Annotated in this window: 11 protein-coding genes; 7 read left to right on the forward strand and 4 right to left on the reverse strand. The window is 66.7% G+C overall.

Going from position 1 to position 12152, the window contains the following annotated elements; translation table 11 throughout:
* The first annotated feature begins 78 nt into the window (after positions 1-78).
* The 3 genes from LPN03_RS19545 to LPN03_RS19555 all read left to right on the forward strand — a co-directional run bounded on the left by LPN03_RS19545 (position 79) and on the right by LPN03_RS19555 (position 3382).
* Entirely contained in the window at positions 79-1602 is a 1524-nt protein-coding gene (locus LPN03_RS19545; protein WP_262455580.1) for an aldehyde dehydrogenase family protein, read from the forward strand.
* Positions 1603-1816: 214 nt separating this feature from the next.
* Complete coding sequence (gene adhP, locus LPN03_RS19550) at positions 1817-2827, forward strand: alcohol dehydrogenase AdhP (RefSeq protein WP_165181599.1); 1011 nt, start codon at positions 1817-1819, stop codon at positions 2825-2827.
* Between the two features lie 138 nt (positions 2828-2965).
* Complete coding sequence (locus LPN03_RS19555; RefSeq protein ID WP_165181543.1) at positions 2966-3382, forward strand: DUF779 domain-containing protein; 417 nt, start codon at positions 2966-2968, stop codon at positions 3380-3382.
* A gap of 29 nt (positions 3383-3411) precedes the next feature.
* On the opposite strand, the gene LPN03_RS19560 is transcribed toward LPN03_RS19555, so the two are convergent.
* From LPN03_RS19560 to LPN03_RS19570, 3 genes are all read right to left on the reverse strand, one after another.
* The gene (locus tag LPN03_RS19560) at positions 3412-3936 is read right to left on the reverse strand and encodes a type II toxin-antitoxin system Phd/YefM family antitoxin (protein ID WP_262455581.1); all 525 of its coding nucleotides are present in this window, start codon (positions 3934-3936) and stop codon (positions 3412-3414) included.
* Between the two features lie 89 nt (positions 3937-4025).
* Positions 4026-4577, reverse strand: coding sequence for a TetR/AcrR family transcriptional regulator (locus LPN03_RS19565; protein WP_165181546.1), 552 nt, complete (start codon positions 4575-4577; stop codon positions 4026-4028).
* A complete protein-coding gene (locus tag LPN03_RS19570) occupies positions 4577-6751 on the reverse strand; it encodes an MFS transporter (RefSeq protein WP_262455582.1) in 2175 nt (724 codons plus the stop codon). Before LPN03_RS19570 ends, LPN03_RS19565 begins: the two co-directional genes overlap by 1 nt.
* A 143-nt stretch (positions 6752-6894) precedes the next feature.
* Here LPN03_RS19570 and LPN03_RS19575 point away from each other — a divergent pair, with 143 nt between their 5' ends.
* Positions 6895-7533, forward strand: coding sequence for a Maf family protein (locus LPN03_RS19575; protein WP_262455583.1), 639 nt, complete (start codon positions 6895-6897; stop codon positions 7531-7533).
* 116 nt (positions 7534-7649) lie between these two features.
* On the opposite strand, the gene LPN03_RS19580 is transcribed toward LPN03_RS19575, so the two are convergent.
* Entirely contained in the window at positions 7650-8339 is a 690-nt protein-coding gene (locus tag LPN03_RS19580; RefSeq protein ID WP_262455584.1) for an aspartate/glutamate racemase family protein, read from the reverse strand.
* On the opposite strand from LPN03_RS19580, the gene LPN03_RS20975 reads away from it, so the two are divergent.
* The 3 genes from LPN03_RS20975 to LPN03_RS19590 all read left to right on the forward strand — a co-directional run bounded on the left by LPN03_RS20975 (position 8291) and on the right by LPN03_RS19590 (position 12112).
* Positions 8291-8539 carry a transcriptional regulator gene (locus tag LPN03_RS20975; RefSeq protein WP_165181549.1) on the forward strand — a complete coding sequence of 83 codons (249 nt, stop codon included), beginning with the start codon at positions 8291-8293 and terminating at the stop codon, positions 8537-8539. The two genes, LPN03_RS19580 and LPN03_RS20975, sit on opposite strands and share 49 nt — an antisense overlap.
* A 104-nt stretch (positions 8540-8643) precedes the next feature.
* Complete coding sequence (locus LPN03_RS19585) at positions 8644-10431, forward strand: acetyl/propionyl/methylcrotonyl-CoA carboxylase subunit alpha (RefSeq protein ID WP_262455585.1); 1788 nt, start codon at positions 8644-8646, stop codon at positions 10429-10431.
* A gap of 337 nt (positions 10432-10768) precedes the next feature.
* Entirely contained in the window at positions 10769-12112 is a 1344-nt protein-coding gene (locus tag LPN03_RS19590; protein ID WP_165181601.1) for an MFS transporter, read from the forward strand.
* The last annotated feature ends 40 nt before the right edge of the window (positions 12113-12152 follow it).

Here is a 12152-nt window from a genome sequence, read left to right on the forward strand (position 1 = left end):
ACGTGGCTGCAACGTTGCCGTGCGTACGCTTCTGGGCAAGGACATCGAGGTCCCCCACCGCAGAAGGAGTTTAGGCAAATGACTGTTTATGCACAGCCCGGCACCCAGGGTTCGCCGGTTACGTTCAAGGACCGCTACGAGAACTGGATCGGCGGCGAATGGGTGGCCCCCGTGAAGGGCGAATACTTCGAGAACATCACCCCCGTCACAGGCCGCGTCTTCTGCGAGGTGGCCCGCGGCACGGCGGAGGACATCGAGCTGGCCCTGGACGCCGCGCACAAGGTGGCCCCGAGCTGGGGCGCCACCTCGGCCACGGAGCGCGCCGCCGTGCTCAACAGGATTGCCGACAGGATCGACGAAAACGTGGAGCTCCTGGCCGTCGCTGAAACCTGGGACAACGGCAAGGCCGTCCGCGAAACCCTCAACGCCGACATCCCCCTCGCGGCGGACCACTTCCGCTACTTCGCCTCCGTGGTCCGCGCCCAGGAGGGCCGCCTGACCCAGCTCGACGACAACACCACGGCGTACCACTACCACGAGCCTCTCGGCGTGGTGGGCCAGATCATCCCGTGGAACTTCCCCATCCTGATGGCCGTGTGGAAGCTGGCGCCGGCACTCGCGGCGGGGAACGCCGTCGTGCTTAAACCGGCGGAACAGACACCCGCCTCCATCCTGGTGCTCATGGAACTCATCGGCGATCTCCTGCCGGCCGGCGTGGTGAATGTGGTGAATGGCTTCGGCGTGGAAGCCGGCAAGCCGCTGGCCTCCTCCAAGCGCATCCGCAAGATCGCGTTCACCGGCGAGACCTCCACGGGCCGGCTCATCAGCCAGTACGCCAGCCAGAACCTGATCCCGGTCACGCTGGAGCTCGGCGGCAAGAGCCCGAACATCTTCTTCAGCGATGTCGCCGAGAAGAACGATTCCTTCTACGACAAGGCACTGGAGGGCTTCACGCTCTACGCCTTCAACCAGGGCGAAGTCTGCACCTGCCCGTCGCGTGCACTGGTCCAGGAATCCATTTACGAATCCTTCATGGCCGACGCCGTGGCCCGCACCGAGGCGATAATCCAGGGCAACCCGCTGGACACCGACACTCAGATCGGCGCGCAGGCCTCCAACGACCAGCTCGAGAAGATCCTCTCCTACATGGACATTGGCCGGCAGGAGGGGGCCAAGGTCCTCACGGGCGGCGAGCGCAACATCCTCCCCGGGGACCTGGCCGGCGGCTATTACGTCAAGCCCACCATTTTCGAGGGCACCAACGACATGCGCATCTTCCAGGAGGAGATCTTCGGCCCCGTCCTGGCGGTGACGCGCTTTGGCGACTACGCGGACGCCATGCACATCGCCAACGACACCCTCTACGGCCTCGGCGCCGGCGTCTGGTCCCGCAACGGCAACACGGCCTACCGTGCCGGCCGCGAAATCCAGGCCGGCCGCGTGTGGGTCAACAACTACCACGCCTACCCCGCGGGCGCAGCGTTTGGCGGGTACAAGTCCTCCGGCATCGGGCGCGAAAACCACGCCATGATGCTGGACCACTACCAGCAGACCAAGAACCTGCTGGTCAGCTACAGCGAAGACAAGCTCGGCTTCTTCTAAACGCGGCAGGCCCAGCGCCCAGGCCGCAGGCACGACGCCGGGCACCCGCCTTGGGTGCCCGGCCCACCCCCGCATGCACGCACGCCGGACCCTTCCTCACTTTTCGCGGTGTTACGGCGGACCCTCCCTCACTTTCCGCGGTATTTCGGCGGACCCTCCCTCATCAAAAAAACTGACAGCACAACCTTCACGAAGGAGCATTCCCATGGCAACAATGCAAGCAGCAGTTGTAAACCATTTCGGCACGGCCCTCAGCGTTGAGGAGTACCCGCTGCCCACCCCCGGCCCCGGCCAGGCCCTGGTCAAGCTCATTTCCACCGGTGTCTGCCACACGGACCTCCACGCGGCAGAGGGCGACTGGCCGCTCAAGCCCAGCCCGCCCTTTGTCCCCGGCCACGAAGGCGTGGGCGAAGTGGTGGCACTTGGCGAGGGCGTCACGTCCTTGGCAGTCGGCGACAGAGTGGGCAACGCCTGGCTCTGGACGGCGTGCGGCGACTGCCAGTACTGCCGCACCGGCTGGGAAACCCTGTGCGAGGCGCAGGAGTGCGGCGGCTACACCGTGGACGGCTCCTTTGGCGAATACATGCTGGTGGACGCCGACTTTGCCCCGCGCATCCCGGAGGGCGCAGATCCCGTCGAGGTGGCACCCGTGCTGTGCGCCGGCGTCACCGTTTACAAGGGCCTGAAGATGACGGAAGCCCGCCCTGGCCAGTGGGTCGCCATCTCCGGAATCGGCGGGCTGGGGCACATCGCCGTCCAGTACGCCGTGGCCCTGGGCCTGCGCGTGGCCGCCGTGGACATTGCCGACGACAAGCTGGCCCTGGCCCGCAAGCACGGTGCCGAAATCACGGTCAACGCGCTGAATGAGGATCCGGTGGAGGCCATCCAGCGCCAGACCGGCGGCGTCCACGGCGTGCTGGTCACGGCCGTGCACCCTGCGGCGTTCGGCCAGGCGATCGGCATGACGCGCCGCGGCGGAACCATCGTGTTCAACGGGCTTCCCCCGGGCGACTTCCCTGCTCCCATTTTTGATGTGGTGCTCAAGGGCCTGACCATCAGGGGCTCAATCGTGGGCACCCGGCAAGACATGAAGGAGGCCCTGGACTTTTACGCCCGCGGTCTGATCCACCCCACGGTGACCACCCGCAGCCTCCACGAGATCAACGACGTGCTGGACGAGATGCGGGCGGGCAAAATCGACGGCCGCGTGGTGATCAAGTACTGAGACACACCAACAGCCCGGGATGCCGACTCGGACATATGAGGCCAATATATCGGGATCCCCAGTCCGTTTCGGCATCCGCGTGGGAGAACTGTCGGCTCAACCACCGCATGACAATCCCAAGCGACAAGGAGCAGTTCAATGGCAAACCCCACGGAAGTCCTGGATTCAGCAGCCACCATTCCGGGCGAAACATTGTCCCGCGTGGCCTTGAGCCCGCAGGCCGTTGCCCTGCTGCAAAAACTGTGGGGCCGGCACGGGGCGCTGATGTTCCACCAGTCGGGCGGCTGCTGCGACGGCTCGTCACCCATGTGCTATCCGCAGGGGGAGTTCATCACCGCCGAGGCGGACGTGCTGCTGGGATTGTTTGACCTCCCCGGCTGCGGCCCCTTGGAGTTCTGGATGTCACGGGAGCAGTTCAACTACTGGTCACACACGCACCTGACCGTTGACGTGGTCCAGGGACGCGGCAGCGGATTTTCCGTCGAGGCCCCGGAGGGCGTGCGCTTCCTGATCCGCTCCCGGCTGGTGGAGGGCTTCAGGCCCGTCGGCGGCTGAGTCCGGGACCGCTGTGGTCCCGCAGAACCTCAGCCATCCACGCACGGCCGGGAGACGGACAGGATGAGGAGGCGCCCGCCGTCGTGCTTGTACACAATCCGGTAGCCTTCCCCGCGGACCCGGAGCAGCTCGGGGCGGCCAGGCAGCGGGAGGGCAAGCAGGGGGCGGGTGGACTGGGACATCAGCTTCAGCACCAGTTGGACCACGGGACGCGCGGAGCCGTCCAGGGCCGCAAGCTGGGCGCCCGCCACCGGCACCAGCTCCACAGGGATCCCAACCGCCGCATCAACAGGGATCCCAGCCCCGACACCCCCGCCGCCCTGCCAGGCCACGGCGTCCGAGGTGTCCGCAAGGGCGGCATCGGCGGCGGCCAGGTCCTCAACCGCCTCCAGTGCCTCCAAGGCCCGCTTGGCGAGCTGGGGATCCATCAGCACCGCCACGTTGCGCCCGTAACTGGTGATGGTGACGGGCGCGTTGTGGGCTGCCCCGAGCACCTCGCCCCAGTTGTTGCGGGCGTCGTTGGAGGAAACGCCATGAGTGATCCGGCCGTCCATGCTTCAAGCATATTCACTGCCACGCCGCCGGGAGCCCCCTGTCCAACCACGGGGCGGCAAACTGTGGACAACCCCCGCCGCGGGAACCGTCAGCCCACAGCGGGATCGTCGATGATTCCCTGGACCAGCGCACCGTATTGCTGGATGAGTTCCTCGTCCGCCATCTCGTCCGGTCCCAGCAGCCCAAGGATGCGCATCCCGGCGCCGAGCCCCATGACCACGCACACCACCAGCTGGGATTTCTTCCGCGACGGCGATTCGTCGCCAATCTGCCCGGCAATCCACGCGACGTACCGCTCGCGCAGCTCCCCGCGCGCCGCGTCCCTGTCCGGGGCGTCCTGCACCAGCAGCGCCACCATGGACCACGGCTCCGAGTCGCCGCTTTGCCGCCGCCGCAGGATTCGCCGGACCAGGGCAAAACCGATCGGCTCATCCTGCTCCAGCAGCACGTCGGCGCTGGGCACGTCGGGGGCCGCAGCCGCGTAAAGCTTGGCCTTGCTGCCCATGACCTTCATGACCATGGCCGGTGAATAACCGGCCAGCACGGCCACGTCCTTGACCGTCACGGCCGTGTAGCCGCGCTCGCCAAAAAGCTGGCGGGCCGCCTCAATGACCGCGTCACGGGTGCTGGTGCGGCCCATCAGGCATGCACCTGGGCGGCGCCGGCAAGTTCAAGGTCGACGACGGCGGTTCGCGCCGCCAGCACCACCTGCACCGATTCGCTGTTCAGCCCCGCCGGGTCCAGGGCCGTGAGGATGTAGCGCCCGGCCGGCGGCAGCGGCACCTCGTACCGGCCGGACTGGTCGCTGAAGGTGGAAATGACAAATTCTCCGGTTGTCTTTGTCAAGGTGACAAGGGCGCCGTCCAGGGTGCGGCCGCCGTCGTCAATCCTGCCGGAGAGGGTGAGCCGCAGGACCAGCCGCAGGTCCTGGGTGCTGGAGGAATTGGAAAAGTTCAGCACCTGGGAGCTCGGCGCCCACCCGTCGGCGCTGGAAATGATGAGGTAGCTGCCCGATTCCGGCAGGACCAGCGAGTACCGGCCGTAGTTGTCGGCACGGCTCCAGTCCGCCGGTTCGCCGGTGGTGTGGAGGGCATTGACCACGGCCTGGCGGATGGGCTTGCCGCTGTCGCCCACCACCGAGCCACTGACCACAATCTCGTCCTTGGTGTCCGCCGGCGCCCGGTCCGCGGCATGCTCGGACGCGGTGAGCCGGCTCGCTGTGAGCCGGTTCGCGGTGACGAGAGGCAGGGCGCCCGTCCGGGAGTCGGCGTCGTGCACTCCGCTGCTGGCACCGCCCGAAAGGCCCGGGGCGGCCAGCACCCGCGGGATGAAAACGCTGACGCCGATGGACAGCAGCGCCGCAATGGCCGCGTACCAGAACACTTCCTTGAAGGCGTCCTCCGTGGGCAGCGCGAGGGGGCCGACATGGACCACGGCCGAGGTCAGCACGGCACCGACGACGGCGGACATCGTGGAGGTGCCCACGGCGCGCAGCAGCGAGTTGAGCCCGTTGGCGGACGCGGTTTCCGTGATCGGCACGGAGCGCATGATCAGGGTGGGCATCGCGGCGTAAGCAATGGCCGTGCCCATGCTGACCACCGTGGCGCCCAGGATCACCATCCAGACCTCTCCCGTGAGGAAGACGCGCGCCACGTAGGAGACGGCTAGCACCAGCGAGCCGGCAATGAGCGTGATCTTTGCCCCATACCGCTTGGTGATGGCCGCCGAAACCGGAGCCAGCGCCACCATGGCCAGGCCGGAAGGGATCATGCACAGCCCGGCCACCACCACGCTGAGCCCAAAGCCGTAGCCGCCCACGCTGGGAAGCTGCAGCTGCTGGGTCGTGCTGAGCATGTTCGCGTACATGGAAAAGCCCACCAGAATGGAGGCAATGTTGGTCAACAGCACCGGCTTCCTCGCCGAGGTCCGCAGGTCCACCATGGGCTGGCTGACACGCAGCTCCCAGGGGAACCAGACTGCCAGGAACACCACTGTGCCGATGAAGAGCAGGATCACCGGCTCGCTGGTCCAGCCCCATTCCCCGCCCTTGGATATGGCGAGCAGCAGCGACGTCAGTGCCGCGGACAGCAGGACCGCGCCGACGCCGTCGAACTTGCCCTTGGTGCGCACGGCGGATTCGGGCACAATCGCCAGCACCGCGATGATGAGCAGCACGCCAATTGCGGCGGAGATCCAGAAGATGGCCTGCCAGCCCAGGGACTCGTAGATCAGGCCGGAGAGCGGCAGGCCCAGCGCGCTGCCGATGCCGAGGGTGGCACTCATCAGGGCGACGGCGGAGACCACCTTTTCGCGGGGCAGCTCATCGCGCATGATGCTGATGCCGACGGGGATGAGGGACGCCGCGAGCCCCTGGAAGCCGCGGCCAATCAGCAGCATGAGGAAGGTGCCGCCCACCGCTGCGATGACCGATCCGATGACCATGGTGACCATTGCCACCACCATCATGCGCCGCTTGCCGAACATGTCTGCCATGCGGGAGACGATGGGCGTGGCGACCGCGCTGGTCAGCAGCGTCACCGTCACCAGCCAGGCGGCGTTGTCGGCCGAGGTGTTGAGGATCTTGGGAAAGTCGGGCAGCAGCGGGACCACCATGGTCTGCTGCAGCGCCACCACTGTCCCGGCCAGGCACAGGATGGTGACCACCAGCGAGGTGCGCTTGGGGGCGGCCTTCCCTGACTCGGGCAGCTGGGCGGCGTTGGACTTTTTCGAGCTTCTGGAGCTTCCGGAGTTTCCGGAGTTTCTGGAACTCTTCGGGGCCTTGGGGTCGACTGCTGAGGCCAAATGCGAGGGCAAGTGCTTCCTTTGCTCGGGGTGCGGCCGGGTGGGTGGCCCAAAGTGCGGTGAACGGTCGTTCACCCTTTAAGTGAACCATCGTTCACCCGTCGGCGTCAACGTGAAAACGCGTGATGACGAGCACTGCCGTCTACGCTGGATCCATGACCCCTTCCCTCATCCTGGCCTCCGCCTCCCCCGCCCGCACCAAGCTGCTCACCGACGCCGGAATTGCCCACCGGGTCCTTGTGTCCGACGTCGACGAGGACGCCGCAACCGCCGCGGCCGGGGAGCTTTCCCCGGCGGAAACCGCACTTCTGCTGGCCCGGGCGAAGGCCGAATCCGTGGCCGCTTTGGGAGCTGGCGGCTCGGGAGCTGGCGGCTCGGGAGCAGACGGAGCTGGCGGCTTGGTACTGGGCTGCGATTCGGTCTTTGAACTGGCAGGGGTACCGTACGGCAAGCCGTGGGAGCCGGAGGTGGCACGGGCCAGATGGCGGCAGATGCGGGGCCAGTCAGGCATTTTGCACACTGGCCACTGGCTCGTTTCCGCTTCAGGCGCCTCAGTCGGGGCGGTTACCAGCGCCGTCGTCCACTTTGAGGATGTGACGGACGCGGAGATCGATGCATATGTTGCCACGGGCGAGCCCCTGCAGGTTGCCGGCGCCTTCACCATTGACGGTTTGGCGGGCGCCTTCATTTCCGGCATTGAGGGCGACCCTCACACCGTGGTGGGCCTGTCCATTTCCACGCTGCGCCGCCTTTTGGCCCAGGCAGGGGTGTCCATCACCGACTTGTGGGAATAGCACCATGAAGTGGAGCCTGGCCGGCCCCCAATGGTGCGCCACTTCTCAAGTGGAGCACCGCCGGGGCCGCATGGGGCTCAGGCTCAATGTTGGTCAAGCGCCGAAGCCACAGTAATTTAGGCCAGCGCGGCAGCCACGGCGGCCTCGGCGTGCAGCCGGGTGGTCGCGAATAGTGGCAAGGCGGAGTCGGCCTCACCAACTAGCAACTCAATCTCCGTGCACCCCAGGATGACCCCCTGCGCACCGCGCGCCCCGAGTTCCCCGATGATGCGGCGGTATTCGGCACGGGACTCCTCGCGGACCTCCCCGAGCACCAGTTCTTCATAGATGACGCGATTGACTATTACACGGTCTTCAGGGGACGGGATGACGACCCGGAGACCATGGGACTGGAGACGCTTAACGTAGAAGTCTTCCTCCATGGTGAAGCGCGTGCCGAGCAGGCCCACGGAGCTGATTCCCGCTTTGGCCACGGCATCAGCCGTGACGTCGGCCAGGTGCAGGAAGGGAACAGTGGTGGCGGCCTCTATTGCATCGGCCACCTTGTGCATGGTGTTGGTGCACAGCACAATGAGATCTGCACCGGAGGCCTGGAGAAGACGGCCCTCATTGGCCAGCAGTTCTGCCGCTTTTCCCCATTCACCGGCCATTTGCAGCTGTTCAATTTCGTCAAAGTCCACCGATGCCAGCACGCAGCGGGCGGAGTGGAATCCGCCCAAGTGTTCCTTGGTCAGTTCATTGATGAGGCGATAGTAAAGTGCCGAGCTTTCCCAGCTCATCCCGCCGATCAAGCCAATCTTTTTCATCCGCCCTCTCCCAACTGCCCTGGATTTCACCTTACGGCACACACAATCCACTACGCCTCCACGGCAATTTGTTCGCCACCTTTCATCAGCTGTCGCACCTGGAGAATGCCGGATTTGTCAACGTCAGCAAGCCGTTCGTGGTCAAGTTTCCCCGCACTTCCGCCAAGCTCACGCCGGCAGGCCACGCGGCAAAATTGTAGGAAGTCCACAAAAACGCCCGGCCTCACACGCGGAACCACCATGATGTGTGGGCGAAACCCTCCCAAGGGCGCTAGGCTCATGCGAAGAATAGAAGGAGTCCCGCGTGCCCAAGCCAGCGCCACTGAACAAAGTCCTGATCGCCAACCGCGGCGAAATCGCCGTCCGCATCATCAGGGCCGCCCGCGACGAAGGCATCGCCTCCGTCGCCGTGTACGCCGAGCCGGACAGGGAAGCGCTGCACGTGCGCATGGCCGACGAGGCCTTTGCCCTCGGCGGCGCCACTGCCGCGGACTCCTACCTGGACATGGACAAAGTCCTGGCGGCGGCCGCCAAGTCCGGCGCAGACTCCGTGCACCCCGGCTACGGTTTCCTGGCCGAAAACGCCGAGTTCGCCCAAAAAGTGATCGACGCCGGCCTGATCTGGATCGGGCCCTCCCCCGCGGCCATCGCGGCGCTGGGCGACAAGGTCCAGGCGCGCCACATCGCCGAAAAGGTGGGTGCACCGCTGGTCCCCGGCACCAAGGACCCGGTGGAATCCACCCAGGAGGTCCTCGACTTTGCCGACGCGTACGGCCTGCCCCTGGCCATCAAGGCGGCCTACGGCGGCGGCGGGCGCGGCATCAAAGTGGCCCGCAACCGCGAGGAAATCCCGGAACTCTACGAATCCGCCGTCCGGGAGGCCGTCGCCGCCTTCGGCCGCGGAGAGTGCTTTGTGGAACGCTTCCTCGACTCCCCGCGCCACGTGGAAACCCAGTGCCTTTCGGATGCGGCCGGGAACGTCGTCGTCGTCTCCACCAGGGACTGCTCGCTGCAGCGCCGCAACCAAAAGCTCGTCGAGGAGGCCCCCGCGCCGTTCCTGTCGGAGGACCAGGTATCCCGCCTTTACGAAGCCTCCAAGGCCATCATGAAGGAGGCCAACTACGTGGGCGCCGGGACCTGCGAATTCCTGGTCGGCACCGACGGCACCATCTCCTTCCTGGAGGTCAACACGCGCCTGCAGGTGGAGCACACCATCTCCGAAGAGGTCACCGGGATCGACCTGGTCCGCGAGCAGTTCCGCATTGCCCGCGGCGAGGAACTGGGCTACGGCGACCCGGAAATCCGCGGCCACTCCTTCGAATTCCGCATCAACGGCGAGGACCCGGGCCGCGGCTTCATGCCGGCGCCGGGCACGGTCACCACGCTGACGCTGCCCACCGGCCCGGGCGTCCGCGTCGACTCCGGCATCACCGCGGGCGAGGTGATCGGCGGCAACTTCGACTCCATGCTCGCCAAGCTCATAGTCACCGGCGCCACCCGCGAGCAGGCACTCCAGCGTTCCAGCCGGGCGCTTGCCGAAATGCAGATCGGCGGCCTGCCCACCGTCCTGCCCTTCCACCGCGCCGTGGTGGTGGACCCCGCCTTCGCCCCTGCCAACGGAGCCCCGTTCAGCACGCACACCCGCTGGATCGAGACCGAGTTCACCAACAACATCCCCGCCTTCGACCTCGCCTCCGCTGTTGGTTCAGCGGACGACGCCGGCACCCGGCAGAGCGTCACCGTCGAGGTGGGTGGCAAACGGCTTGAGGTGACGCTGCCGTCGTCGTTCTCGGTGGGAACGGGCTCGGCCCACGCCGGCGTCAAGAAGGCGAAAAAGGCCGGGCGCAACCGCAGCGCCGGCCCCGCCGCGGCGAACGGCAATGCGCTGACTTCCCCCATGCAGGGCACCATCGTGAAGGTGGCCGTGGCCGACGGCGACGTGGTGGCCGAGGGCGACCTGATTGTGGTCCTGGAAGCCATGAAGATGGAGCAGCCGCTCACGGCGCACCGGGCCGGCACCGTGACGGGGCTCAGCGCCGCCGCCGGTGACACGGTCTCCGCGGGCGCCGTCCTCGCCACGATCGAGGACTGACCCCAAGCGACGCTCCCTCAGCAAATGCGCTGATACGCCCGACGCTCCCTCAGCAAACGAGCCAATCCGGCCAACGCTCCCTCTCGTGGAGAGGGAGCGTTGGCGTTTAAGGCCCGAAAAGTGAGGGAGCGTCGGCGTTTAAGGCCCGAAAGCTGAGGGAGCGTCGGTACGGGCATGGCGGAATGACGCCTCACCGCGCCGCCGCCGGGCCCGTGAGGGAAATGTCACGGGGCGTTCACACCGCAGGACTTCACCGGAAATGGCGGCCGCATAGCGTCGAGAGCACCAACATTTCTCAACGCTGGAGGTCACTGTGAACAGCGACGCAACAACGGACATGGCCCTGGAAACCACCCCGCTGAAAACCACCACGGGCCGCTGGATCCACCACTGGAACGCCGAGGACCAGCAGCAGTGGGAGAACTCCGGACGGGCCATCGCGAAAAGGAACCTTGCCTGGTCCATCGCCTGCGAATTCCTTGGTTTTGTGGTGTGGCAGCTGTGGTCGATTGTGGTGGTCTACCTTCCGGCGGCCGGCTTCCACTTCAGCTCCTCCGAACTCTTCTGGCTCATTTCCATGCCGTCCCTGGTGGGGGCCACCCTGCGACTCCCGTATACCTTCATGGTGGCCCGCTTCGGCGGACGGAACTGGACCATCGTCTCGGCGCTGCTGCTCCTGCTGCCCACCCTCGGACTGGCAGCGTGCGTGGCCAACCCCGGCACCCCGTTCGGCACCATGCTGGCCGTCGCCGCCCTCGCCGGGCTGGGTGGCGGCAACTTCGCCAGCTCCATGGCCAACATCACCTACTTCTTCCCCGCCAGGGAAAAGGGTTGGGCGCTGGGACTGAACGCCGCCGGCGGAAACCTGGGCGCCGCCGTCGCCCAGCTCATGGTTCCGGTGGCCGTCACAGTCTTCGCGGCAGGCACATTGAACCTAAAACTGGCCGGGCTCCTCTGGGTCCCGCTGATCCTGCTGGCCGCCTGGGGCGCCTGGAAATACATGGACAACCTCGCCAGCGCGCGCTCCGACATTGCCGGCTCGCTCGCCTGCCTGAAGGAACCGCACCTGTGGGTCCTGGCGCTGCTCTACGTGGGCACCTTCGGCTCGTTCATCGGCTTTTCCGCGGTGTTCCCGAAGCTGATTGTGGACACCTTCGGCCCGCACGTGGGGTTCAGCCTGGGCGCGGCCACCATCTCGCTCGCCTTCCTCGGCGCCCTGGTCGGCTCGCTGGCCCGGCCCTACGGCGGCAGGCTGGCCGACCGTTGGGGCGGCGCGCGCGTCACCGTGGCCTGCTTCGCCGTGCTGGCACTCGCCGCGCTGGCCCAAATGTGGACGCTCCCAATGCACAGCTTCCCCCTGTTCATCTCCCTGTTCCTGGTGCTGTTCGCGGCCGCCGGCGCAGGAAACGGCTCCACCTATCGGATGATCCCGGTGGTCTTCGCGATCCGCGCACACAGCCAGGGCGGAGTCAGCGCGGCCCGGCAAGCATCGGCTGCGCTCGGCATCATCTCCGCGCTCGGGGCGTACGGCGGCTTCCTGGTCCCCCAGGTCCTCAACGCCTCACGCCTGGCCACGGGCGGCTACGGGGGCGCCTTCACCGGCTTCGTGGGCGCCTACCTGCTGCTCATGGCCGTCACCTGGTTCGCCTACCTGCGCCCGTCCACCATGGGCACGGTGTGACGCCGGTGCCAGGCACGACGCCGGTCCCCCGCCTCCCGCT

This window comes from Arthrobacter sp. A2-55 (genome assembly GCF_025548615.1).
In the GTDB taxonomy this organism is placed as follows: Bacteria; Actinomycetota; Actinomycetes; order Actinomycetales; family Micrococcaceae; genus Specibacter; species Specibacter silviterrae.

What these genes read in the sequence shown, in the direction of transcription:
- LPN03_RS19545 (WP_262455580.1), top strand. Translation starts at nt 79, where the DNA reads ATGACTGTTTATGCACAGCCCGGCACCCAGGGTTCGCCGGTTACGTTC.
- adhP (WP_165181599.1), top strand. Translation starts at nt 1,817, where the DNA reads ATGCAAGCAGCAGTTGTAAACCATTTCGGCACGGCCCTCAGCGTTGAG.
- LPN03_RS19555 (WP_165181543.1), top strand. Translation starts at nt 2,966, where the DNA reads ATGGCAAACCCCACGGAAGTCCTGGATTCAGCAGCCACCATTCCGGGC.
- LPN03_RS19560 (WP_262455581.1), bottom strand. Translation starts at nt 3,936, where the DNA reads ATGGACGGCCGGATCACTCATGGCGTTTCCTCCAACGACGCCCGCAAC.
- LPN03_RS19565 (WP_165181546.1), bottom strand. Translation starts at nt 4,577, where the DNA reads ATGGGCCGCACCAGCACCCGTGACGCGGTCATTGAGGCGGCCCGCCAG.
- LPN03_RS19575 (WP_262455583.1), top strand. Translation starts at nt 6,895, where the DNA reads ATGACCCCTTCCCTCATCCTGGCCTCCGCCTCCCCCGCCCGCACCAAG.
- LPN03_RS19580 (WP_262455584.1), bottom strand. Translation starts at nt 8,339, where the DNA reads ATGAAAAAGATTGGCTTGATCGGCGGGATGAGCTGGGAAAGCTCGGCA.
- LPN03_RS19590 (WP_165181601.1), top strand. Translation starts at nt 10,769, where the DNA reads ATGGCCCTGGAAACCACCCCGCTGAAAACCACCACGGGCCGCTGGATC.